The sequence below is a fragment of the Bacillus carboniphilus genome (assembly GCF_020524035.2).
In the GTDB taxonomy this organism is placed as follows: Bacteria; Bacillota; Bacilli; order Bacillales; family JAIVKR01; genus Bacillus_CC.
This window is the reverse complement of the sequence record NZ_CP129013.1, coordinates 533395-557362: the sequence shown is the minus strand read 5'-3', so window position 1 is coordinate 557362 and position 23968 is coordinate 533395. Positions and strand designations below refer to the sequence as shown.

25 protein-coding genes, 5 pseudogenes and 1 riboswitch are annotated in these 23968 nt (G+C 34.8%); of the genes and pseudogenes, 6 read left to right on the top strand and 24 right to left on the bottom strand.

Annotation, left to right across the window (positions count from 1 at the left end):
* Nucleotides 1-30: 30 nt before the first annotated feature.
* Nucleotides 31-1957, bottom strand: a pseudogene (locus LC087_RS02855) (heavy metal translocating P-type ATPase).
* Between the two features lie 281 nt (nucleotides 1958-2238).
* On the opposite strand from LC087_RS02855, the gene LC087_RS02850 reads away from it, so the two are divergent.
* On the top strand, nucleotides 2239-2397 hold the full coding sequence (locus tag LC087_RS02850; RefSeq protein WP_226538983.1) for a hypothetical protein: 159 nt from the start codon (nucleotides 2239-2241) through the stop codon (nucleotides 2395-2397).
* A 19-nt stretch (nucleotides 2398-2416) separates the two neighbouring features.
* Here the strand turns inward: LC087_RS02850 and LC087_RS02845 are convergent, their stop codons facing one another.
* From LC087_RS02845 to LC087_RS02805, 9 genes and pseudogenes are all read right to left on the bottom strand, one after another.
* The gene (locus tag LC087_RS02845; RefSeq protein ID WP_226538982.1) at nucleotides 2417-2911 is read right to left on the bottom strand and encodes a TlpA family protein disulfide reductase; all 495 of its coding nucleotides are present in this window, start codon (nucleotides 2909-2911) and stop codon (nucleotides 2417-2419) included.
* A 20-nt stretch (nucleotides 2912-2931) separates the two neighbouring features.
* Complete coding sequence (locus tag LC087_RS02840) at nucleotides 2932-4062, bottom strand: Ger(x)C family spore germination protein (RefSeq protein WP_226538981.1); 1131 nt, start codon at nucleotides 4060-4062, stop codon at nucleotides 2932-2934.
* Nucleotides 4059-5159 carry a GerAB/ArcD/ProY family transporter gene (locus LC087_RS02835; RefSeq protein WP_226538980.1) on the bottom strand — a complete coding sequence of 367 codons (1101 nt, stop codon included), beginning with the start codon at nucleotides 5157-5159 and terminating at the stop codon, nucleotides 4059-4061. The genes LC087_RS02840 and LC087_RS02835 overlap by 4 nt, the downstream gene beginning before the upstream one ends.
* A 27-nt stretch (nucleotides 5160-5186) precedes the next feature.
* Nucleotides 5187-5360: a spore germination protein gene (locus tag LC087_RS02830; RefSeq protein WP_306019947.1), complete on the bottom strand. Its 174-nt coding sequence runs from the start codon at nucleotides 5358-5360 to the stop codon at nucleotides 5187-5189.
* An 88-nt stretch (nucleotides 5361-5448) separates the two neighbouring features.
* Nucleotides 5449-5751 (bottom strand): annotated as a pseudogene (locus LC087_RS02825) (spore germination protein); the annotation flags it as partial.
* Nucleotides 5654-6313 carry a spore germination protein gene (locus LC087_RS02820; RefSeq protein ID WP_306020749.1) on the bottom strand — a complete coding sequence of 220 codons (660 nt, stop codon included), beginning with the start codon at nucleotides 6311-6313 and terminating at the stop codon, nucleotides 5654-5656. The gene LC087_RS02820 and the pseudogene LC087_RS02825, both read right to left, overlap by 98 nt.
* A gap of 16 nt (nucleotides 6314-6329) precedes the next feature.
* The gene (locus LC087_RS02815; RefSeq protein WP_306019946.1) at nucleotides 6330-6719 is read right to left on the bottom strand and encodes a spore germination protein; all 390 of its coding nucleotides are present in this window, start codon (nucleotides 6717-6719) and stop codon (nucleotides 6330-6332) included.
* Nucleotides 6720-6881: 162 nt separating this feature from the next.
* Nucleotides 6882-8201, bottom strand: a complete 1320-nt coding sequence (locus LC087_RS02810) for an oligosaccharide flippase family protein (RefSeq protein WP_226538978.1) — start codon at nucleotides 8199-8201, stop codon at nucleotides 6882-6884.
* Nucleotides 8202-8311: 110 nt separating this feature from the next.
* Nucleotides 8312-8911 (bottom strand): cell wall hydrolase, encoded by a 600-nt coding sequence (locus tag LC087_RS02805; RefSeq protein WP_226538977.1) that lies wholly within the window; start codon nucleotides 8909-8911, stop codon nucleotides 8312-8314.
* A 300-nt stretch (nucleotides 8912-9211) separates the two neighbouring features.
* On the opposite strand from LC087_RS02805, the gene LC087_RS02800 reads away from it, so the two are divergent.
* A complete protein-coding gene (locus tag LC087_RS02800; RefSeq protein WP_226538976.1) occupies nucleotides 9212-9682 on the top strand; it encodes a sigma-70 family RNA polymerase sigma factor in 471 nt (156 codons plus the stop codon).
* A gap of 124 nt (nucleotides 9683-9806) precedes the next feature.
* Entirely contained in the window at nucleotides 9807-9986 is a 180-nt protein-coding gene (locus tag LC087_RS02795) for a YkvS family protein (protein ID WP_226538975.1), read from the top strand.
* A 346-nt stretch (nucleotides 9987-10332) separates the two neighbouring features.
* Here LC087_RS02795 and queF read toward each other — a convergent pair whose 3' ends face one another.
* From queF to LC087_RS02750, 9 genes and pseudogenes are all read right to left on the bottom strand, one after another.
* Entirely contained in the window at nucleotides 10333-10830 is a 498-nt protein-coding gene (gene queF / locus LC087_RS02790) for a preQ(1) synthase (RefSeq protein WP_226538974.1), read from the bottom strand.
* 45 nt (nucleotides 10831-10875) lie between these two features.
* Complete coding sequence (gene queE, locus LC087_RS02785; protein WP_226538973.1) at nucleotides 10876-11610, bottom strand: 7-carboxy-7-deazaguanine synthase QueE; 735 nt, start codon at nucleotides 11608-11610, stop codon at nucleotides 10876-10878.
* Nucleotides 11603-12044: pseudogene (queD, locus tag LC087_RS02780) on the bottom strand (6-carboxytetrahydropterin synthase QueD). Before queD ends, queE begins: the two are co-directional and overlap by 8 nt.
* A 2-nt stretch (nucleotides 12045-12046) precedes the next feature.
* Nucleotides 12047-12710 (bottom strand): annotated as a pseudogene (gene queC, locus LC087_RS02775) (7-cyano-7-deazaguanine synthase QueC).
* 87 nt (nucleotides 12711-12797) lie between these two features.
* A riboswitch (PreQ1 riboswitch) is annotated at nucleotides 12798-12842 on the bottom strand.
* Between the two features lie 89 nt (nucleotides 12843-12931).
* Nucleotides 12932-13402 carry a hypothetical protein gene (locus tag LC087_RS02770; RefSeq protein ID WP_226538970.1) on the bottom strand — a complete coding sequence of 157 codons (471 nt, stop codon included), beginning with the start codon at nucleotides 13400-13402 and terminating at the stop codon, nucleotides 12932-12934.
* 3 nt (nucleotides 13403-13405) lie between these two features.
* A complete protein-coding gene (locus LC087_RS02765; protein ID WP_226538969.1) occupies nucleotides 13406-14164 on the bottom strand; it encodes a hypothetical protein in 759 nt (252 codons plus the stop codon).
* A gap of 145 nt (nucleotides 14165-14309) precedes the next feature.
* Nucleotides 14310-14432: a DUF6254 family protein gene (locus LC087_RS02760; RefSeq protein ID WP_226538968.1), complete on the bottom strand. Its 123-nt coding sequence runs from the start codon at nucleotides 14430-14432 to the stop codon at nucleotides 14310-14312.
* Between the two features lie 411 nt (nucleotides 14433-14843).
* Nucleotides 14844-15239, bottom strand: coding sequence for a hypothetical protein (locus LC087_RS02755; RefSeq protein ID WP_306019938.1), 396 nt, complete (start codon nucleotides 15237-15239; stop codon nucleotides 14844-14846).
* Between the two features lie 157 nt (nucleotides 15240-15396).
* Nucleotides 15397-16134: a metallophosphoesterase family protein gene (locus LC087_RS02750; RefSeq protein WP_226538966.1), complete on the bottom strand. Its 738-nt coding sequence runs from the start codon at nucleotides 16132-16134 to the stop codon at nucleotides 15397-15399.
* Between the two features lie 78 nt (nucleotides 16135-16212).
* Between LC087_RS02750 and LC087_RS02745 the strand changes: the two genes are divergently transcribed.
* Both LC087_RS02745 and LC087_RS02740 read left to right on the top strand, forming a co-directional pair.
* The gene (locus LC087_RS02745) at nucleotides 16213-16485 is read left to right on the top strand and encodes a hypothetical protein (RefSeq protein WP_226538965.1); all 273 of its coding nucleotides are present in this window, start codon (nucleotides 16213-16215) and stop codon (nucleotides 16483-16485) included.
* A 76-nt stretch (nucleotides 16486-16561) separates the two neighbouring features.
* Nucleotides 16562-18067: an ATP-binding protein gene (locus LC087_RS02740; protein WP_226538964.1), complete on the top strand. Its 1506-nt coding sequence runs from the start codon at nucleotides 16562-16564 to the stop codon at nucleotides 18065-18067.
* Between the two features lie 13 nt (nucleotides 18068-18080).
* Here LC087_RS02740 and LC087_RS02735 read toward each other — a convergent pair whose 3' ends face one another.
* On the bottom strand, nucleotides 18081-18533 hold the full coding sequence (locus LC087_RS02735; protein ID WP_226538963.1) for a hypothetical protein: 453 nt from the start codon (nucleotides 18531-18533) through the stop codon (nucleotides 18081-18083).
* Between the two features lie 136 nt (nucleotides 18534-18669).
* Entirely contained in the window at nucleotides 18670-18843 is a 174-nt protein-coding gene (locus LC087_RS02730; protein WP_226538962.1) for an aspartyl-phosphate phosphatase Spo0E family protein, read from the bottom strand.
* Nucleotides 18844-19486: 643 nt separating this feature from the next.
* Here LC087_RS02730 and LC087_RS02725 point away from each other — a divergent pair.
* Nucleotides 19487-20266, top strand: coding sequence for a divergent polysaccharide deacetylase family protein (locus tag LC087_RS02725; RefSeq protein ID WP_371932675.1), 780 nt, complete (start codon nucleotides 19487-19489; stop codon nucleotides 20264-20266).
* Between the two features lie 42 nt (nucleotides 20267-20308).
* Here LC087_RS02725 and LC087_RS02720 read toward each other — a convergent pair whose 3' ends face one another.
* From LC087_RS02720 to LC087_RS02710, 3 genes and pseudogenes are all read right to left on the bottom strand, one after another.
* Nucleotides 20309-22120, bottom strand: a complete 1812-nt coding sequence (locus tag LC087_RS02720; RefSeq protein WP_226538961.1) for an IucA/IucC family protein — start codon at nucleotides 22118-22120, stop codon at nucleotides 20309-20311.
* Nucleotides 22121-22132: 12 nt separating this feature from the next.
* Nucleotides 22133-23441: pseudogene (locus LC087_RS02715) on the bottom strand (lysine N(6)-hydroxylase/L-ornithine N(5)-oxygenase family protein).
* A complete protein-coding gene (locus LC087_RS02710; protein WP_226538959.1) occupies nucleotides 23438-23959 on the bottom strand; it encodes a GNAT family N-acetyltransferase in 522 nt (173 codons plus the stop codon). Before LC087_RS02710 ends, LC087_RS02715 begins: the two are co-directional and overlap by 4 nt.
* Nucleotides 23960-23968: the final 9 nt, after the last annotated feature.

Genomic DNA, 23968 nt, shown 5'->3' with positions numbered 1-23968 from the left:
TCTTTAAGACGGGAGCTTTCGCTTTTCTTTTTACCCTTTTAACAATCTTAGTCCATTTAAGATAACTAATATTGTACTTCCTTCATGTCCAATAACACCTAAAGGCAAGTCAAGAATTTGCAAAAAATTGCTACAAATTAATAAACATATAACTGACAATGAGAAAGCGATGTTTTGTTTAACAATTCGATTCATTTTAGTTGATATATCCATAGCTTTGGTTACTTTTAATAGATCATTTTTCATTAAAACGATTTCCGCCGTTTCTAATGCTACATCTGTTCCTTCTCCCATTGCAATTCCAACGTCTGCTGTTGCAAGTGCAGGAGCATCATTGATCCCATCGCCTATCATCGTTACTTCTCCGTACTTTTCTTTTAGTTTTTTAATTTGTTTAACCTTTTCTTCTGGCAAACACTCACTAATGAATTCATCAACGTTCACTTCATTAGCTATAGCTAATGCCGTTTGTTCACTATCGCCAGTTATCATGACCGTGTAAATTCCTTGCTTACGTAGGTTAGATATAGCCTCTATCGATTCTTTTCTCAACACATCTTTTAATGCAAATAAGCCTATGACTCCACTGTCATCTTTAACATAAACAATGGTGTTCCCTTGTTTTGCTAATTCCAGACTAATTCCACCTTGAAAACTGATAGCCTCGTCTTTACCTACAAGTTCTGCTTTTCCAACTAGCCACTCTTTTCCGTTGATATTTGCTTCAACCCCATAACCTGAGCGCTCATTTACGGATACCCAGTCTTTTATTTCAATGTCTTCCTTTTCAATGAATTCTACAATTGCTTTTGCTAAAGGATGATTAGACTGTTTTTCAATCATGTACACCATTTGTAAGAAATCCACTCTATTCAAGCCATCGCGCATGACAACTCTAGTCACTTCTGGTTCACCTTTTGTTAACGTCCCTGTCTTATCAAATGCTAAGACCTTCGTTTTATTCAAACGTTCTAAATGAACTCCACCTTTAAAAAGCAATCCATTTTTAGCACCGTTTGAAATAGCTGAAAGTGTAGCAGGCATGATCGAAGCTACAAGAGCACAAGGAGAGGCAACAACCATTAATACCATTGCACGATAAAAGGTCTCACTCCAACTCCACCCTAATGTAAAATGGGGTAAGAACATCATTAACCCTGTTGCAACAAGCACCCCTTTTACATAAGTCCCTTCAAATTTTTCGATAAACTGCTGAGAAGGTGATGTTTCTGCTTGAGCAGACTGAACAAGGTTTACAATCTTTTGAAAAAGAGATTGATCTGACTTTTTTGTAACTTCTACGGTGATAGATCCATTTATATTAACCGTACCTGCAAATATAGGCTCTCCTTTCACCTTTTCAACAGGAATGGATTCACCAGTTATGGCGGATTCGTCAACAGTTGTTTGACCCTTTAATAAAGTTCCATCAGCAGGCATTCTTTCACCCGCACGAACAATAATATGATCTCCTTTTTCAAGTTCAGAAATGTGAACAATCGTTTCATGTCCATCTCGATAAAGAACCGCCTTTTCAGGTTGTAACTGCAAGAGTGAAGACAGTTCTTTTTTACTTTTATTCATTGTATATGTTTCAAGTGCACCACTTAACGAGAATATAAAAATAAGGATAGCGCCCTCCATCCAATATCCAATCAATGCAGAGCCTATAGCAAGCAAATACCATTAACAACTCTACATTTAACGTTTTCTCTTGGATCGTTTCCTCAATGCCTTCTTTCGCTTTAGCAAAGCCACCAATTAAAAACGCAATTAAAAACAAAACGGATGAAAGAGTTGTTATATCTTGTCTTTCAACTAGAAAAGCTACTAAAATCATCACTCCAGAGAATAAGGCTGCTATTAATTCACCATGTGGTTTTATTTTCTCTAAAAAACGAAATTTTTCATTTTCACTTTCGCTACTAATTTTATCTTTTCTCAATTGTAATTCCATTACCAACACTCTCCTCTAATCTAATTGAGAATACAAATCAATAAGATTATTAAAATACGAAAAGCTGCCATTAGGCAGCAAAACAACTTCAACACTAGTATGAAGAAGATCTTATATATTCTTATTATATAATTATTTCATATAAAAAGGAAGTAATAAATTAAAATAATTTTAATTTTATAATTATTATTAATAAGGATTCTCATTCTCAACTAGTGTTAAAATTTCTAAATATTCTGTATAATAAGAGTTGACATATAAATTAAGTAGGGAGTGATTGGATGGCTATTTATATCGTATGTAAAAAATGTAGTGGTAGCGGAAAAATAAAAGCTTTATCATTATTACCATTTTCTATAAAATGCGAAGCATGTAAAGGAGTTGGTAAAGTTGCTAGTAAAACATTTAAAACGAAAAGTATTCAAAAATTTAAACAGTGAATTTGCTTCGCCCAAAAATTTAGTTTTCCACCTCTAAAAAATCTTTAAGTTGATCTTCTGATACAGGTCCTTCCACTCTATTTATAATATCTCCGTTCTCATCAAGTATTACGGTTGTTGGAATAACAAATACATCAAAGTATTTTTCAGCTTCCCCTTTTTTATCGAATAAAACTGGGTATGAAACTGGATTGTTTTGTAAAAATTCAACCACTACCTTTTCACTTTTCTCGTTTTTTGTTAAATTAATGGAAAATACTTGTTCACTATAAACCTTATTATTTTCAACAAAATGTTGTATTTCCATGAGCTCTTCTTGACAATACTCACACCAACTGGTCCACAAATTGATCACTCTTTTCCCTCCACTATTTTCCAAAAGATTTGTTTGTTTCCCGCGTTGATCACTTAGGAAGATATCATTATTTGGTCCTTCACTATTCAATTGACCAAGTAAGATGAGAAACGAACCACTAAACAAAAACACTAAAATGATAGAGATTTTTTTTCTCACTTTTGTTCCTCTCCTTATTATTAATCGATAACCCCTGTACTATCTATCTCAAGCTTCACTGAAGTAGAGAAAGAAGCGTCTTCATAAAGGCTTCTCCATTCTTTTTCTGTTAAATTAACATTACGCGTATCACTTTTATAGTGAATACCAAATCCAACAGGATCGGTATTCGATTCCTGAACAATTTTTATCGTTTCAGTTAATTGTTTTTTAACAGCTTTCGAAATCTCTTTTTGAAGAGTTGGAATGGTCTTGGGGTTTGAAACGTCTAATTCAGCCGATATTTCAATTAACCTTGCCCTTAATGATGTTTGGAGTTCAAATGCAGGCGTTTGTTGTTTTTTCACCTTTATTTTTGTTTTACTCTTTTCATTCGCAAGGGTAATATTCACATTTTCTTCTTCCTCTCCTTGACTCGTTATAATCGATTTAAGTTTTTCTCTAGGAATGACGACTTCGATCGTGCCAGATTTCAATGGCTTTTTTAACATTTTCAAATACAAGCTTTGTCTTGAATCAATACTACTAACGAATTGATCTTTTTTAAAAAGAGCGGTTCCAACAAACTTAATAACCTCTTTATCAGTTGACAGAATAGGCATAGTAGGATCAATACCGACAGTGTAATAGTTTTGTAAAAATTCATGTAAAGTTGAAGAAATGACATTTTCAATTTTTATATTTTGCTCGAGTAGTCGATTAATATATTCACCAATATTAATTGAACTACCCATGACCTTTGTTGTTAATATGTTTTCTGCACTGGTCTCACTCACTGATAAATGAATTGTTGTACCTACCTTCGCATCTCTTATTTCAGTATCTACTAGTTCAAATACTCCTTCCTCTGCAAGCGGCTGACCAAAGATAACAACTTGTAATTGACCTGGTACTAAACGGTAGCTTGTACTCGCATTCATCATTTCCCTAACACCTTTACTTGTGTTCGCCATTCCAAAAAGTGTTTGAGATATGTCTTGCCTTGTGGGATCAAATTGAAAAGTAACAGCCGTCCCTCTAAGCCTTTCCCCATCTTCCATCAGATCATATCCAAAAGTCGTAACGACGCCTACTTTCTCTATATAGCTTACTTGTAAACATGAGGTTAGAAGAAGCAAGCAAATAAATAACAGGAGACATATTTTCTTCATTTTTTAACAACCTTTTCTTTATATCTTATTTTTAATAAAGTAATCATTCCTAAAAATAATGGATAGACAAATGCAAGAGCGAACCCGAGATGACTGACCTTATCGGTTATCATAATAATTTCTTCCGTCGTCGTAAAAGATAAAATACCCATAAATATGATTGGAAACGTTAAATAAATTGCCTTTCTTGTCGAAAACGTAAACACTCTTTTTAACCCCTTGATAGCCGACCACATGTAAATTAATAAATTGGGTAGAATTACAATCATCCACATAGAAACAGCCACAATTTCAAACCTTTCTAAGTTGGGAAAACGAACAATCTTAAACATTGTTAACGTAGCCCAAACAGTTCGATCTAACTGCTTTGGTGAAAAATAAGCGATGGAAATCACCATGACAATGATGTAAATAAGGGTGGTTACGACTGCTCCAATTTGGGCGAACCACATAGACTTATTTTTTTCTTTCACATAGGGTAAAACAAAATAAAGAATTTCAAATCCTAAAACCGTTAAGGTCATACGATAAGTACCTATTATTAGTTGCTTTGGACTCGCTTCAAAAACAGGCAATAAATTACGGACATCAATATAATTAACTGGTTCTAATAACAAAAACAGCATCCATATCGTACTAAAAAAAACAGTAAAGGCAATTCCAACAATCAATCTCAAACCACCCAGTAGACCATAGATTGTTAAAAACAACAACAGAAGACCAATAATCCAGTTTTGTAATGTGGGGAAAACCCATACCCTCACAATCAAAATATAGTCTAAAACGATCACTAAGTAGGCTGACAATAAGTAAATACAAAAAATGATATTGAAAATGCGGCCAATTATCTTTCCAAAAACATGGTGATGGATTTCAAACAAATCTTTCCCATCATATGCTTGAACTGTGCGGACAATAACCCAGATAATTAAATTGATGGTGATTCCGGCTATTACGATCGATATCCAAGAGTCTTGTTTAGCCTCCTGAAAGATAATTCTTTGAAAACCGGCTACTCCAACACCCACTTGCGTAGAGATCACAATAAAAATAAGCATAGGTGCATTAAATAGGTTGTTTTGATCCTTATTTTCCATAACGATTCCCTACTCACTATGATGAAATCAATTTTTCACTTGTTCTTTCTGTTTATCCAATGGTCGATTACTAATTGGCCGCTTTTGATTCAGTTGCTCTGGAAGACGAAATAATGAATATTTTAAGTCTTCCCATCGAAAGGGATATATAGGTGCCATATAGGGGGTATCCAGACTCGTAATTCTTAACAAATGAATCATAAAAAAAACATACTCCAAACATAATCCCGATGATGCCTAAAAAGCCTGCTAAAAGGATCATTGGAAACCGGATAATCCTGATGGCTGTTCCCATCATATAGCTAGGTGCAGTAAATGAACCTAAAGCACTTAGTGCGATGATGATAATTAAAATGTTGCTTGTAAAGCCAGCTTGTACCGCAGCAGTTCCAACAACAATCCCCCCAACAATACCTAACGTTTGACCTACCTTAGTGGGTAGTCTTGCTCCCGACTCCCTTAAGAGTTCAATCGTAAACTCTAATAAAATCGCCTCAAAAACGGGGGGAAAGGGGACATTTGCTCTTGACTGTCCTAAAGAAATTAATAGCGCTTGCGGAATTACCTCGTAATGATACGTTAAGGCAGCCACATAGGCAGGAGTTAAAATGACAGAAATAAACATTGAAAACAATTCTAACCCATCGAATAAACGTTGCCATACTCCAGTGCATATACAGGTCTTCCATCGATTCAAAAAAACTGAGGAAGGAAGAGGGACAAATAATCGACATCGAGCTTTTATCAACTAAAATGCCAATTTTCCCTCTCAATAAAGACATACTGAAGCGGTCAGGCAACTCGGTTATTAAAAACTGAGGAAAAATGGTCCACGAGTTATCTTCAATCATCTGTACTAAAAGGGAACTATCCAAGACATCATCCACTGTTAAGTCATTGAGACGTTTTTTAATTGTATCGACAAGTTTTTTATCCGTCACATCTTCAATATAAACGATTTTCACATCCGTATGAACTCGATCCCCCACAGAAAGCGAATCGATTCGAAGTTTATCATCATCGATACGATGTTTAATAATGTTCAAGTTTGTATCAATATGTTCGGTGAACGCGATCTTCGGTCCATAAACAGTTGATTCGATTTCCGCCGTTTCTACTGAACGACTATCCCTTTTGGCAGTATTAACAAGCATCCCGGCTTCTTGTCCATCACAAAAAAACAAACGAAAATCCTTTTCTTATGGAAGAAACAATCTTTTTATAATCTTTTTCTACGCTCAGCTTATTAGAAGTAATGACACTAAATAAATCAGAGACCTCTTCTATTACTTTTTCCGATCGAATAATGGACCTAAGAATATCTTCATTCACAATATCGGTCTCAACTAAAAGAGAAAGATAATACACCATAATGACTTGACCTTGGGTCTCGACCTTTCGAGAAACAAAGTCCTCGTAGTTGCCTAGCTCATCTTTCAACAGTTTCGTTAATTCCTCGGCACTAGTTGTTGGTAATGTTTTTTCTTGTTCCTTTGAAGATGTTAACTCTTCCCAACGCTCTTGAGTTTTAAGCTTGATTTTCTTTCGACGCAGAAACATTTCTTCACCTACAAATTAAGCTTATTTTTCTTTATGGTTCCCGCTTTTCCAATTGTTATCACATAGTAATGGAAAATCTCTAAACGCAGAACGTCTCTTGTGGAGGAATTCAAGCAAAACAGTAATAAATACTCTAGCTTAGTTAATTTTAGTCATCCTCACTCAGTTAATTAGGATGTGCTTCCGAAAACTAAAACCAATCTTTTTACAAATGGTGAAGTAATGGAGAAGAAATTGTACTACCGCACCTATATTCATCGAAAGAATAACCCCTGTCATATGCCATTCTGATTGAGACCCTAATAAATACATCAAAATAAACATAACGAGATGGGACCACACTGTTTGCATGAAAGCGGGTTTTATTAAATGAAGGCCGATTAAATAAGCTTGCAAAGGAACCACTAAGTAATGAAAAAAGAAATAGGGAAGTAAAAGAATTAAATATTGAACGGCGGAGGTAGAGTCAAAGAATAAATAAGTTAAAGGTTCAGCAAACCAATAAATGATGAAGATAGCCGGAATCCCATACCCTAGCGTGATGACACAAACTCTTCTTAACAAATTGATTAGCATCACTTGATCATTTTTAGCTTTAGCTTCTGAGACTGAAGGAATTAAGGCGACTAACAAAGAATGAGCGATAAAAGCAGGAAAAAAGCCTATAGATATGGCTACACCACTTAATAACCCGAAATGTTCATTAGCAGCTATCTTCGTATAACCAGCATTCACTAATGATATTTTAATAAGAAACGGTTGTAGCACATGTGTAAATGAATGAAACAAACGCAAACCAGTTGTTGGAATAGAGATGCTGAACAATTGTTTTTGTATAAACGAGGACGAATGAGAATGACTTTGTTTTTGTTTTAACCCTTTCATTTGTAAATAAAATGCGACCATTAAATAAACCACCATCATCACTTCACTGACAACAAAGGCAGCTAAAGCCATTAATAGCGCGTGTTGTTGATTCTTTATAAGCGTTTGGAATAAAAGGAGCAAGAGAATCAATTGAAACGCTTTTCTACTGCCATTAGCAAAAGCAATCTTCCCCATTTGATGAGTTCCCATAAAATAACCTCTCGCCACAGAAGAAAATGATAAAAGCGGAATCATAACAATTAATAACCATATCGTGTGAGGATGATAAAATGTCATAAAGGAAAGATTAGATAAAACAACCATAGCTAAACCGCTAATGATTACAGAAACCATGAAGGCAATTTTTAGAGAATAGGTAAGGAATTGCTTATGATAGACAGACTTATTCTCTGCTACATATTTTGAAATAGAAATGGGTAACTCAAAGCTAGCGATTATAGCTAAGAAATATATAATCGGTAATATCGACATGTAATGGCCCATTCCTGACTCTTGAAGCTCTCTAGCCAAAATCATGTTGATAAAAAATTCAATACATTCTCCTATAAATGCGGCTATTGTTAATAGAAGTGTTCCTCTTAAAAAAGTTTTCATCTATATTCTCCTCTTCTAGTGTTCATATCACTATATGAGAAAAAAGGACAAACCTTTCCTAAGAAATAAAAAAGACCCTGAGATATCATTCACAGGGTCTTTTTTATTTCTTATTTAGCAAAAACATGGCTTCCAATTTTAATTGTTTGTTGCTTATTATTTGCAATCCAATTATTCGTAGCCGTATCTGGATTATAGAAGTATAGTGAGCCACTTCCTTGTCCACGGAATGAGATTGCTTCCTCTGCTGCTTTTACGGAATCACTATTTGGTGAGTTATTAATACGACCATTTTCTACAGGTGAAAATGCATAGTAACCATAAGATTTATCATAGATTACATCTGAAATCGAATTTGGGAACTCAGAACTGTCTACTCGGTTTAATACTACTGTCCCAACCGCAACCTTTCCTGCATACGGTTCACTTTCGGCTTCAGCATGAATTAGTTGAGCCAGTAGCTGTTTCTCACTTTGAGAAATAATAGAACCAGGGATTACTAGAGTATCACCAATATAAATTACATCACTAGTTAAGTTGTTTTCTTCAATAATATCATTAGTAGGAACACCATATTGAATTCCTAATTGATAAAGTGTGTCCCCTTCTTCAATTGTGTGGGTCTGAGCTGCTTCAGTAGAATTAGGAAACAAGCTGGCAGCGACAAAACCAAAACATAGAGCTCCGACAACTTTTAAGCAATTTTTCATTTTTGATGTCCTCCTTTTATCTAACCTAATACCACTGTAACAAGTATCTAGCACTCTCTCACTACTATATTTTTTCCTCTCTTTCCATTTGCGTATAATTTCTTTAATTGTAATAGAATAGTTGTTTTTAGAAATATTTGAGTAATAGAATTGAAAAGTATTATTAATAAACATGGGTATTTTTCCCTTGAAATGTGACAGGAATGGCTTACTTTCCTTTTTTACCCTATGTTTTTTTACATATATAGTTTAAATACCGCGGAATTACTAAGAAAGCATGCTTTTGGAAAGGAAACGAAGTTGAAAGATTTCGATAAGGTATACGATCTCAATTTTCCTCTTGTCCTATCAATTGTGAATGAGTTAAATATATACAAAAATAGAGAGGATTATATACAGATAGGCTATATTGCTTTATGGAAAGCTTATAATAGATTTGATGAACGTAAAGGAAAGTTTTCAAGCTTTGCATATAAAACGATAAAAGGGGAACTTCTAAATGAATTGACTAGACAAAATAAGATGCAGGTAGAATGTTCTCAGCAAACGGTTGTAAATGAAGTAACCATGTATGATACCTACATGGTTGAGCTTGAAAATTATTTATGCTCCGTGAAGCCTCTTTTAACAGAGAATCAGTATTTGTGGCTTCATTTTTATGTGTTAGAAGGAAAAGGACCTAAAGATATTGCCAAATTATTAAATACGACAGAAGCTGCCGTAAAAAGTTGGAGAAAACGTGCCTTAATGAAACTAAGAACACTTTCTTAACCATACGGCAATACTCAGCAATACACTTTACATTTTGGTAAAAATACGGCAGAATAAGAAGAAAAGCGAAAGCAGTATGGCTACGCAAAGAAAAGACATAAAGGTTTTAAAGGAGATATTTGATATGAAAATTGCTGAAGTTGGTAATGTAATCGAATTTAAAGGTGGATACAAAGGAATTGTTGAAAAAGTAAATGAAAACTCCGTCATTGTCGATTTAACTTACATGGAAAACTTTCAAGAATTAGAACTAGAAAGAAAAACAGTAGTGAATCATAAAAACTACAAAATCATTTCGGAATAAGAAAAGCTTAGGGCGCCCCTCTAGCGACGCAGATGCAAAGGAACGTCAACTAAGTACAGTCACGTCCTGTGACTAACGTTGACGCTAGAACCTCCTGTTCATCGCCGCATGAGATAAAGGAAACACGAAAAGCCTGAAAGCGGAAGATCTACTAAAAACAGCCACGTCCTGTGGCAAACGTAGATCCACCTCCCTCCTGAGGCGTCTCCTGGCTAGGCGCTGGAGCTAGACAATAAGAAAAGCACCATCCGAATAAGGACAGATTTTTATACTTTCTTACTCTGTAAAAATAAGCCGTCTATGAACAACTTTCGTTCATGGACGGCTACAAAAGTAATACTTTTTATTAACGATTATCGATTTTCTCTGGATATAAATCATGATTCAACAAACGATGTTCAGCCATCTTTTCATATTTTGTTCCAGGTATTCCGTAATTAACGTATGGATCGATCGAAATTCCACCTCTTGGAGTAAACTTTCCCCAAACCTCAATATAGCGAGGATTCATCAATTCGATTAAATCGTTCATGATAATATTCATGCAATCCTCATGAAAATCTCCATGATTTCGAAAACTAAACAAATATAACTTTAAGGACTTACTTTCAACCATCTTTTCATCAGGAATATAACTAATATAAATGGTTGCAAAATCCGGTTGACCTGTTTTCGGACATAGACTTGTAAATTCAGGACAATTAAATTTAACAAAATAATCCCTAGCTCTATGCTTGTTATCAAATGCTTCCAATATATTAGAAGAGTAATCTGTAGGATACTCAGTTCCTTGATTACCTAATAAAGTAACCCCATTTAGTTCTCGTTCTTTTCGTCCTGACACTTCATTTCAACTCCAATACATGAATTTCACGCAAAACTATTCATTTTACACTCCTCGCTTATTTCCCCACACAAGTGTATGAAGTTGAGGAAGAACCTTTGCGTTATTTAACTTTGGGTTTGATAAAACTTCATTAATTAACCACTCATACTTCACTAACAATTTTGAGACAAGTAGTTCCCTATCTTCCTCAATTATAATTGGATTTCCAACTTGCAAATAAAAGGGGACAGTTGGATATCGCTCATGGATCATTGTTGCATACTGTAAATCTTCTTGATTAAAAATAACAACTTTTAAACTGGTCGATAATAGCCTATTTTTTTTTATTAACTTTTCTATAATAATGTCTAGTTTTTCATAGTTTGTTTCCATGTTTGAACTAGGGGGTTTAGGTGATATCGTTAATTGGTCAATTTTCAAAAACCATTCTTGATATTTCGTTCCTTGTGTTTCTACAGCTACTTGCAAATCATTTTGATGGAGTAGATCTATTAACAAATCTAATTGAGAGAGAAGAGCTGGATTCCCTCCTGAAATGGTTACGTGGGTAAAATTCTTTCCTCCTATTTCAATAAGCCTTTCCACTATTTCAGAAGGGTCCATCCTTTTAATATCATTTTTAGCTGATCCATCCCATGTGAATGCAGAATCACACCAAGAGCATGAGTAGTCGCATCCAGCGGTTCGCACAAACATTGTTTTTTGTCCAACGACCATCCCTTCTCCTTGTATGGTTGGACCAAAAATCTCTAAAACAGGAATCTTGTTTTTACTCATTTTCCCCCACCTTTTTAGGGCGATAAACAACATAACTAGTAGGTGTTTCCCTTACCAGTACTTGAAGACAATGAGGATAATTCTGTAATTGATCTAAATTCCCTTGAATCATTTCATATATTTTTCTTGCAACAACTTCTGTTGTGGGATAATCATTTGGATTAATTTGACTAAAGCTATGATAATCAATTTAATAGTGAATGATCGAATTCATCATGTACCATTTTTTTTATTAAAGAGAAATCAACTAAAAAACCACAATCATCGAGCTCGTCCCCAGCAATCGTAACGTTAACAAAATAAGTATGACCGTGCACGTTTTTACATTTTCCTGCTTTTTCGTTTGGAACGAAATGAGCAGCAGCAAATTGCATATCTTTATTTAATTCATATTGATAAGAATGATGTACTTGTGGATAAAACTGTTGAAGCATAATTATTTTCCTTTCCTAACTTTCAAATAGTCGTCTAGGCCTTTTTTTTCTGAGCTCACAAGCTGGGCAAACTCCACAACCCTCAGCAAGAATTCCGTTATAGCACGTTAACGTCTTATTTTTAATAAAATCAAATCCATTTAATTCGTCAGCAAGCTTCCATGTTTCCATTTTATTAAGCCACATCAATGGCGTATGAATGACCATTTCCTCATCCAGTGCTAAATTAATAGTCACATTAGCTGACTTTATAAAAACATCTCGACAATCCGGATAACCGCTAAAGTCTGTTTCACAAACACCCGTAACAATATGTTTGGCATTTAATTGCTTTGCTAAAACAGAAGCAAAGGTTAAAAACAATAAGTTTCTTCCTGGAACAAATGTGGAAGGCAGCCCCCCTTCCTTTAACTCTATATCAATATTTTCCCGCGTTAATGCAGTAGGGGCAAGTTGGTTTAACAAAGACATATCAAGGAGGTGATGTTTTATGTCCAGTTCTTTAGCAATTTTTTTCGCTACATCAATTTCAAGGCTATGACGTTGTTGATAATTAAATGTCACAGCTTCAACTTCATCAAACATCTTTTTCGCCCAAAACAAACATGTTGTACTATCTTGCCCTCCGCTGAAGACAACAATTGCTTTTGATTGGAAATTACTCATAATACTAATTCCTTCTTTCAATATATAAAAGTTATCCATTTAAGACACAAAAAAGACACCTATATGAGGTGTCTAGCGAAATAAGAAGTATACCTAGTTTTTTATAGAGGGTTTCGCTAGAACCTCTCCCGAAAAGTCGGGAATCATTATGTTGTCTGACGTTTCACGTTTCTTACTATATCATTTTCGAGTTTTCTTGCCAATCTTTTTATTTTTACAGGTTATTCACAACCTTGTGTTTCATAATAATAGCCAATCTTTTGAGCATGATTTTTAAGTAGTATTTTTTCTACTTTCTTCTGCTTACTCTCTTCAAATGAAACCATCACGATGACATCACACCCTTGAATACGATTAAATAAAGATACTTTTCTTTTCATCAAAAATACACTAATACTATAGCCTAGAAAAAGTCCACTTGCTAACCCTATTGTTCCCCCTATAATAGGACCAAGAGATAGAACAAAACCATAAATCGTCCCTAAGATCATTCCAACCGTTCCAAGAACCGAAGCAAGGTCTACATGACTAACACCATCTGAATAATGAATAGAATCAAACGTAACCATTCTAGCTTTTTTATTATGTAATGGAACAACTAACACCTGATCGTTATGTATCCCTATTTCTTCGAGTTCGGCAAGGGCAATTTCCAATGAGGTTGAATACGGAAAAAGTGAAAGAATGTACATTGGTTAAACCCTCTTAAGTGGCATTTTAAATGTAGGGCAATGATACGATTCCATTAGTTTATTTTTTTGAGCTTGATCGAATAGTTTATTATATTCAATACAGTGAATATAAGCATCATACACACTAAAAATATAAATGGATGGCACAAACAAAATCCACTGTGCATCCAATACCTTTGTCACTTCTTTGAAATTTCCAGTCATAGTATAGTATAAGCCTTCAAATAGATTTGAATAATATCCAACTGAAACCCATAAAACAATTCCTATTATTGTAGCAGGAATTCTATTTAAGTAAAAATTTCCTAATCCAGGTGTAAACAATGACCAAATAATTGACATAATCGGTTTTCTTTTTTCTAAAAGGTTGAGAGTTAAAGCCGAATCCGTGCTGACTTTTATGGTCCCCTTTTGAACCAACGAATAATGCTGATTATATTGAATGGTTTTTTGATAACTATCCCAAATAGTAAAAACGTAAACCGTAACGTAAAGCCACATCCATTCTATACTTAATATTGCTTTTGCCTTCTCGAAGTCACCAATTAAACTAAGCGTAATGGCCGTGTTTAAATGGGATAAGTTGTTAACTAGTAATTCCCATATCATCAAAAAGAACCCTATCACATAATTACCAAGTAAAAGATGACCAAATCCAGGGAAAGCGGCTGACCACCAAGCTACGATCCACGGAGATCTTAAATGGACCATATTGATGGAAAAGTTACTCATAAATGCTTGGTAATTTTCAGCTTCTTTCATTTTTTATTTCGTTCCTTTCGACTGCAATCATTTTGTTTTAATATGTGAAAAATATCAACAATTATTCCTAAATAAATTTATAAAGCACTAATTAAAAAGCTAACACCTCATTTATAAGAGGAATTAGCTTGTTAGAGGATATTTACTATTTTTGCTTCTTACTTGTTTCCTTTTCAATCTGGTCAAAGCTCTTCACTTTTCCGTGCTCATGTTGAGCCCCTTTTCTAACATTCCACTGACGCTCTTTTTCATGTTTTGATTGGGACACCTGTTTCACTCCTTTCTTAAAAGATAAGAATGTATAAACTTTGTCTTTTATAAGAAAGTGCTTTCATCGTTGTCTAGCTCCAGCGCCCAGCAACTCCGACGCACACGATGTGCTAGCGTCAACGTTAGTCACAGGATGTGGCTGAACTTAGTTGATGATCCTTTGTGTAGATGATGTTCCATAAGTCAACGGAGACGCCTCCAGGATGGAGGTGGATCTACGTTGCCACAGGACGTGGCAGTAGTTAGTAGATCCTCTGCTTTAGGGCTTTTCGTGTTTCCTTTATCTCATACGGCGATGAACAGGAGGTTCTAGCGTCAACGTTAGTCACAGGACGTGACTGTACTTAGTTGACGTTCCTTTTCACCTTCGTTGCTAGACGGGCGCTTGCGCTTTTCTTAAATAGGTCATTCAATAAGTATTCTTCTTTTCTTTCGTTGTTTTATGTGAATTTTTCTTCAATCCTTTGAAAAAGACAAAAATTCCAATAATAATCAATATGACAGGCCATATTTGCTCTTCACCAAGTGTAAAAAATGCAGAAAAAAACAAATAAAATCCTATTAAACTTAAAATAAATATCGGGACTAATAGTCCTTTATTTCGTTCACCAAAAAACCACAACTCAAATAAACCAATCACAACAGCAAATATATATAACGGTTCAGTTACCGCTGCGTATGACCAATGGCTCCATTCTTCAAATAAAAGAATGAATCCGATGGAAGTTAAGATTCCACCTGGAACAAGTAAACCCGCATTTCTTTGTTCCTTTGAAGAAAAAAAATAGGCTAGATGAAATACCACTCCTATTAAGAGCACAATAACTGGCCAAGAGAAAATCCAAAAACGATCGATCCATCCCCAACCATCAGCTAAAAAAAATACCCCCGATAAGAATTAAAAATATCCCTAACAATATATAGTTTCGCTTCATGTCTTCTCCACCATACCCTTTGTAAAATCATTTTAATCCTCGATACTTTGCAGTCTTCAACTCTTTAATAAAAGCCTCTTTTTCTTTTTCCGGCATGTCTGATGCCTTTGTTAATTGGATCGTTTCCTCTATTGGATAAGGAACACGAATGAATTGTATTGAAAAAGAATCATTCTTCCTAGATTGGTATGCTCCCTCTACAATACAATAGGATGCTTGAGGGATTTCAAGAGGGTTTCCAACGCTCCCTACATTAAATAATGACTTATGAGAAAAGTTTTGTAAATATGCATTATGAACGTCACCATATCCAATTACATTTGGAACCCCAAAATGATTAACCGTTTTGTCTGTTTGATTAAACATTGATAATCTTTTTTCTATTGAATCCCAAGGTTGTATTCTCTTATGCACACTAAAGGGAGAAGCGTGAAACAGACGCATCAAGTTCCCACTGATCCATAGCTCAATTGAAAATGGTAAACTTTTCAACCATTGTCTTTCTTCTATAGAAAGTTGTGATTGTTGCCATTTAATAGCTGTATCTTCAATATCCATTGTCATCATGTCATCCCAATTTCCTTGAACAATTTTCGAAGCATTTTTTTGCACTTCTTTTATCGCTTGTTTTGGATTTGGCCCTTTTCCAACTATATCTCCTAAGCAATAGATTGTCTCGATATCTTTTGCTCGTATATCATTGAGTACACTTGTTAAAGCAGGTAAATTACCATGGATGTCGGAAATAATTGCGATTCGATCCATCAAAACTCTCCTTTCTATTTGAAGGTAGACTATGAATATCTTATTTCTACCCATCATATTCTTTATAGAGGTGATTCCATGGACAGAGGTTCCTTATACTATCATTATCTTTCATTCTTATGCTTATTGTACGCTGGAAGTGGGCTAGGATTTATTTATTCATCTGAACATTTTACCTTTTCTCTTGCCTTTGTATTCAACTATTTTATTATTGGTTTTGGTCTTTTATTGATCTCTATTACAGAAAGTAAAAGTTATTACATTTTCATTATCAAAACGGGATTAACGATTCAACTAGCCTTCCCACTCTATTATTATTCTATCTATTCTTTACTAGAGTACTTACAATAGAGAATAATCTATTTCACGTATGTTGACTTATGCTATAATACTAACAGCACTATTTACAGGTATGAAAGGAATCCATATGTTTAGAAATCTAGTAAGAAATAGTTTTTTTATTTATATATTATTCGTTATTATTCCTGCCTTAATATTATCAACAATGATAGTTGATTATCAAAAGGATTCAGCTACTGATTCCGCTCGAAACAATGCCTCTATGTGGCTTGAAACAAACAAAAAAGATACCGAACAATTTGTTTATAAAACAATAACAAAAATTGAAACAATGAGCATCTTTTTAAGTAACATGGCTAGTGAAAACATTGAACCATATCTACAGGACGTTTTAAAACAAGATAATAAACTACTTTCTGGCTTTTATATTGTCAACCTAGAAGGGGACTTTATTCATCATAGCGATGAAACTATTGTAAAAAGGAAAAGAAATATTGCTCATCGTGATTACTTTATTGAGGCTAAAGAGACAAAAAGCACATCCATATCAGAAGCTTTTCAAGGGCCTATGACAGATAGACATATCGTTGCATTAGCTACTCCTATTTTAGATGATGATAACAACGTAGAAAACATCTTAGTTGCGACAATTCGAGTGGACTATTTAAAAAACAAGATTTTGATTTTACATCCAGAATACCCTATTATCGCAAAAAGTGCGGAAAAGGGTGATGAAATATTCAAAACTAGAGAGATCGGAAGTAAAGAACAATATTTAGACCCTGTATCAGAGACTGTAGACTACCTTTCTTGGAAAATGGAAGCTTATCCAAAAATAGTTCCTATTAAAGACTTTATCGGTAGCACCATTTTATACAGCTTCTTAACTTTTCTTTTGCTCAATATTTTTTATGTTTTTTTCCATTATATCAGTTTAAAAAGAAGAGCCAAAAAAGAGCAAGCTGAAAATGAAGCACAAAAACTAGAGTTAATTGGTACTTTAGCAGCGAGCACAGCTCATGAAATAAGGAATCCATTAACGGGAATTAAAGGGTTTCTTCACCTTTTAAAGGAAAAATACAAAAAAGATGAAGATCAGCAGTATTTTAAAATTATCGATGAAGAAATAGAAAGAATTAATGAAATTGTTAGTGAATTTTTAATGTTGGGAAAGCCTACGGTGCATCAGCATATGAAACATGACCTAAAACAAATGATCGATGAAATAGCTCCTATCCTTCATTCAGAAGCCAATATGTACAATGTTAAACTCGATATTGAGCATTCATTTGCAGACGAACTCCCTATTTATTGTACAAAGGCACATATTAAACAAGTAATTTTAAACCTCGTTAAAAATTCCCTAGACGCTATTTCAGAAGGCGGAAAAGTAAAAGTTTTAACTAGAAAGACAGATAAACATATTGAAATCAAAGTAATTGACAATGGGAAAGGGATTTCAGAGGAGCAGATAAGTCAATTATTCAAACCCTTTTTCACTTTAAAAGAAAAAGGAAACGGACTTGGATTAGTAGTATGCAAACGAATTGTTCAACTATATGATGGGAGCATCTTTATTGAAAGTGAAGAAAATAAAGGTACAACGGTAACTGTTTCATTACCAACAATGTGAGGAATAATTCTCCTCACATTGTTTTATGTTTAGACATTCTAGATGAACCGTTCTTTTTTGAAGGACGTCCTCTTTTTTGTTTTAAAATAAATCTCTTCACACCTCTTGTCATTAAAACGAAGAAATAACAAACAAAAAACATAACAATAAATCCCCATAAGCCTAAAACAGCATCGTCAAACTCCATATTTCCAGAGTCCATTATTTTTTGTTGAATTTCAATTGCAAACACAATTACAACCAGTATCGTGAATGTGTAAATGAACGATATAGATGTAATACTTAATTTTGCTAGTTTCTTAAAAACATATTGCGTGGGTGCAAAAAGAAATAAACCTACTAGACCAATTACCCAAAAGTGTAGCTCTTTATCTGTAAGATTCAACCCTAATAGCTGACTTAATTCAATAATCACATCATGAAGCTGATTAACAATATCAGCAATGACTAAAATGACTTCTTTCATGGATAATCCTCCTATAGTTCCCATAAATAGATACAGATACATTTCTAGACTTATATACTATATCATATTTACAAAATAAAAAGGCTATCAAAAGAGGATTGAATTCTTGTTTAGATTGTTAATATTTATACAATCTTTACAACATACTAAACTGCGTAAAATTCTGAAATTGACATTTATTTAATATTTCGTCTAATTCTTGAGAGCATTTCACTGTCTTCTCATTTGTTAATCCCTTTCTTTCAGCTATCTTAAATAGTTCCTCTCGCTTCATTAAAATTTCTAATTGAACATTGTCGTTATGATCCATAACGCAACCCCTTTTCTAAAAGATGTTCAACTTTTTCTAAATAATTCCCCAATATTACTTGCTGTTCAAAGCGCTTCCGCTTTTCTTTTTGTCTAGCTCCAGCTCCCAACGACTCGTAAGTTTTCGCTCTTCTCCTTATGATAAGTCAACATCGAAGCCTACGGCTTTTCGTGTTTCCTTTATCTCATACGAAGTTCTCAAGCCCCTTCGTCGTTAAACGGGCGCTTCCGCTTTTCTTTTACAAAACTGATTTCTATACTTGTGAATTATTACAAGTTTTTTTGATATTGTAAATACAATCGCAAAACTAGACAAATTTTTATGAACGTTTTTTGGCATTACCTATTTTCTAATAGTGCGTGTTCAAAAAGTAGGGAAAAAAGGACGCTGGAGAACGAGGCGGTGTAGCTTTGAGCACTCACAGTGTACGTACAGTATGGTTCACGGGCTAAGAACGTCCCCATCTTAGGGACAATGCCCGTGCTAGCCAATCCTGGCGTCGGAGTGTCGGAAAAGCAAACCAACAAAGTTATTCAACCGACATTTTTTTAGGACTTTTTGAACAACCTCTAATACAATAATTTGGACAAATTGGACAACATAAAAACAACATTCATCTTTTCATTCTATTGAAAGAAGGGAAATAAACTTGTTGCTACGAATTTTAATCGTTTGTTTTTGCCTACATTTTTTTTATTCAAGTCCAATCTTCGCAGAGGAACAAAAAAAAGAATTTGCCATTGTGATTGATGATTTAGGAAATAACATGAAAGGGACTGAGGAAATGCTGAAGTTACCAGTATCATTAACAGTCGCCATCATGCCATTTATGCCCTCTACTCTTAAAGATGCTAAAACAGCTCATCGGTACGGTCATGAAGTGATTATTCATATGCCAATGGAACCCAATTCAGGGAAAGTTAGCTGGTTAGGTCCTGGGGCGATTACAACAAGTTTAAGTGACCAAGAAATAAGATCCCGTGTGAGAAAAGCCATCGATCAAGTTCCACATGCAGTTGGGATGAATCATCATATGGGATCGAAAGCAACAGCTAATAAGCGTGTTATGAGAATCGTTTTGGAAGAATGTAAAAAAAATGGTCTCTATTATTTAGATAGCAAAACAACAAGCAAATCTGTTATTTCAGAAGTTGCCTCGGAACTAGGGGTTCCTTACTTGGAAAATAAGCTATTCTTTGATCATTTATATACAAAGAGCCACATTACGAAACAAGCGAATCTATTAGAGAAACGATTACAAACAGAGAAGGATTTGGTCGCTATTGGTCATGTTGGTATTTCTGGACCCGTCATGGTTTCTGTTTTAAAACAGTTCTTGCCAAAATACAAAAAAAAGGCAACACCTGTGTTATTGTCAGAACTTCTCCCAGAACATGAATTCATTGATGGGAATATAGATTAAAACAACCAACTTCCGATGGGAAGTTGGTTGTTTATGGTGACTCTATTTTATTTTTGCCTTCATTTGTTCTACAATATAAAGAGGGTTATTTACCTTCCCATGTTCAGAAGCATGTGGTCTGTCATCACCATCTTCATACCCATAATCAATCATTCGATTACGGTTTAAGCAAAGCTTTGTAAAAGAAGGTCTTAACATATCAAATAGCTCAAATCGACCTTTTAACTCCGGGAACTTCGCTTGATATGATAGGATTGTTTCTCTTATAACTAGCCAAAACTCGCTCTCTGAAAGGAGTCCAGATCGTTCTAAAAGATCGGCTAAATAACGATTGTGACAAACGAATAAGCCAGTGAATATAAATTGACACAATCCTTCAGGTGGTTCACTACGTAAGACTTTCTTAAGCGGTTCAGACAGTTTATCTAAGTATGGAATCGGTTGATCACTTACATTAACATCATCTACAAAGTCTTTTACAGCTAACCTATGTGGGCGATGGTTTTTCAACACGATCACTGTATTTTGACCATGAGGAGAGAAAACCGTCCCATATTTATATAAGAAATGGAGTAAAGGTGGTAAAATGACTTCAAACAATTGTGCTACCCATTCTTTCGCAGACAATCCTGAACGCTCAATAAGTTCACCTATATAAGAAGAACCATATTCATCTTCATATAAAAGAGCAGCTAACGTAACCGCTTGTTCATCCACATCTAAATATGAGTATATGCTCTCTCGCCAAATCACGCCTAACATTTCTAAAAATTGATAAGGGGTTCCTGGTAAATCATGAAATTGCGGTTGGTTTACATTGATACTAGCGACTTCACCAGGAAGAATTACACGACATTGATCACGTAAGAAAGGATCTTGATCGTAAATACTTTTTATAAATTCGGTAATTTGCGGAGCAATTACGGTTCGTTCACTCGGTAGCCCTCTATACACAAGTGTATTTAATATGCTCATCGGTAACTTTACATGATACTTATGTTGATGATCTTTATTAACAAACGTTCGAACTGACTGCTGAGGAAGATAACGATCTTTCCCTTCTCCTAAATCAATAATTTTCTTCGCTGATACAAAAGAGCTATACAATGGGATAACCATTTGATTCCATTGCCAAATATGAATTGGCAAGAGCATGTAATCTTCTTGATTAACCCCTTTACGCTCTAATACCTCATAAAAAGAAGTGATTTCAGCCTCTGAAAGCTCATGTTTTATCACCTGTTTTTGATCTAAACCAGAGATGGAATGAAAAGTAGCCACATCGTGATGAACCGCAATCCACCTTATCGTAGTCAATTGTTTCATTTCAGGAGTATACTTGAGATAGTCATCATAAGAAAAACCAATTCTCCCTTTATTATAAGTAATCCAAGGGTGTCCATCCATTTCGCCTTCGAGCTCTGAATAGTCCATTCCTATTAGATCACTTGCATGACGATTCTCTTTTTGAGATAAAATATGAACGTCTGCTAATAGAGTATGATTATATTCTTTTATTAAGTAAGCCGCTGTATCAGGTTTGATCTTTGCTGTCACTTGAATATCAAGTAAAAATTGAATTGCATCTGTCGCCTCAACCCATATGTTCCCATCAAACCGTTCAATGGAGTTTTCATCCACATAAATACTATCCATCATTCTTTCTTCACAACGATAGCGATACTGTATATTTCCATCTAGTGTGAGAATCATTTTTTTTGTTCGATCTTCTATTTTCTCAAGAACAGGTGCAATGATATCTTCATAGCTAAACTCTCGAACCATTTTTGCCAGAAGCCGTTTATTGGCAAGTGTCCACCTTTCATGTGTCATTACATCTTCTTTCGTTTTCATCGCAAAACCCCCTTAACTGAATATCGGTTCTTTCACTTGTTGTTTAGCACCGAATTGTTGGAACACATTTTTATCAGAAACTCGATAAACTTCTTTACCAGCAATTTGATTAATAATGACCGCATTTCGATAGGCTCCTAATCCTAAGTCAGGTGCCCCTACCCCGTGAGTGTGTTTTTCTCCATTTTGAATAAACAGACTTCCTTGGTGGTTTTCCTTTTCAATCAACTGATAGTTCGATGAAATTTTTGGACGCATTTCGTCATCCCAATCAAGTAACTCTTTTAACCCTTTAAAACGAGATAAACTTGCTCCTTTATAACCTGTTGCGGAAATGACAAAATCAGTTTCATGCGTAAAGTGACGATTCTGCTCCCATTGATAACAGGAGAGGATGAGTTTCCCATTTTTCTCTTCAACCTCTTTAATTTCTGTTTTTGCCATTAAAGAAGCAGGAACTTCCCCTCCACCTACTGTTCGTTCATAAAGAAGGTCGTAAATATCAGCAATCGTTGACGCACTAATTCCTTTATATAGTAAGTCTTGATTCGGTAAAACCTGATCTTTCTTATTTTGATCAAGTGAATAGAAATAGTTTGTATAATCTGGTGAGAAGTGTTCCAAACCTAGTTTTGAATATTCCATTGGGAAAAACCCATTGGAACGTGTAAACCAACTTAATTGGTATTTTGACTCTTTTTTGTTGAGCTAATAAGTGTAAAAATACTTCTGCTGCACTTTGCCCAGATCCTAAAACTGTAACATCACTAGACTGGGAGCAATCTTCTAGTCGTTGCTTAAATTGAGCGGAATGAATGATATTTTCATTTCCTTTCGCTGTCCACTCAGGCACGGTCGGTTCACTTCCCATACCAAAAACGACATGTCTAGCCAGTAAAGTTGATTGTTCTTTTGTTTTTTGATCGACAACCGTTACTTGATAGTGCTGACCTTCCCAACTCACATCGACTACTTCTGTTTGAAAACGAGTGTTTTGCAACTGATTAACAACCCATTGACAATAATGATTATATTCTCTTCTCGGAATTAAAAATTTTTCTAAAAAATAAAAATGATATAACCTACCCATTTCATGTAAGTAGTTTAAAAAGCTAAACTGACTTTTTGGATTCACCATTGTGACAAAGTCAGCAAAGAAAGGAACTTGAAGGGTCGTTCCTTCTAACAATAGTCCTGGGTGCCAATCAAAAGAATCTTTTTTATCAAGAAAAAGTGTCTTCAACTCTCCATACTCTTCGGTTAATGCAGCCATTCCTATATTAAAGGGTCCTAGACCCACACCTATAACATCATAAATCATGATTCAACCACCTTCTTAAAATCAGAGCGTTCACAAATCATCATCAAAGCTTTTTTATCTGGTAATTGCAATTCTTTATAAGGCTTAAATCCAACTTTTTTAAAGATATGAATCATTTTTTCATTACGAATATCTGGTTCCGTCACGATTCGTGAAGTGCGCTCTTCTTGAAATAATTGTTCGACCATCTTGCTAACAAACGGAGCAGCGTAGCCTTTACCTAAAAAGCTAGGTTCACCAATTAATAAATGAATGCCTTGATCAAACTCATTCCAGTCATAATGTTTTCCTAACACATCATCTTTTGCCCAATACGTTTCAAAATAGCTCATCGACTCTTCATGAACCATTCCAATCCATAACGTCTGATGTTGATCATCTAGAAGCTTAGTTAAGAAATCAGCATATTTTTCAAACGTAAAATTTTGGTTCCAGAAAGGAATTACGTGAGGCTGATGGTGCCATCCATGCAGCCTCTTTACATCTTTTTCAAAGTCCACTCTTCGAAACGAAAGCATCGTTTCATT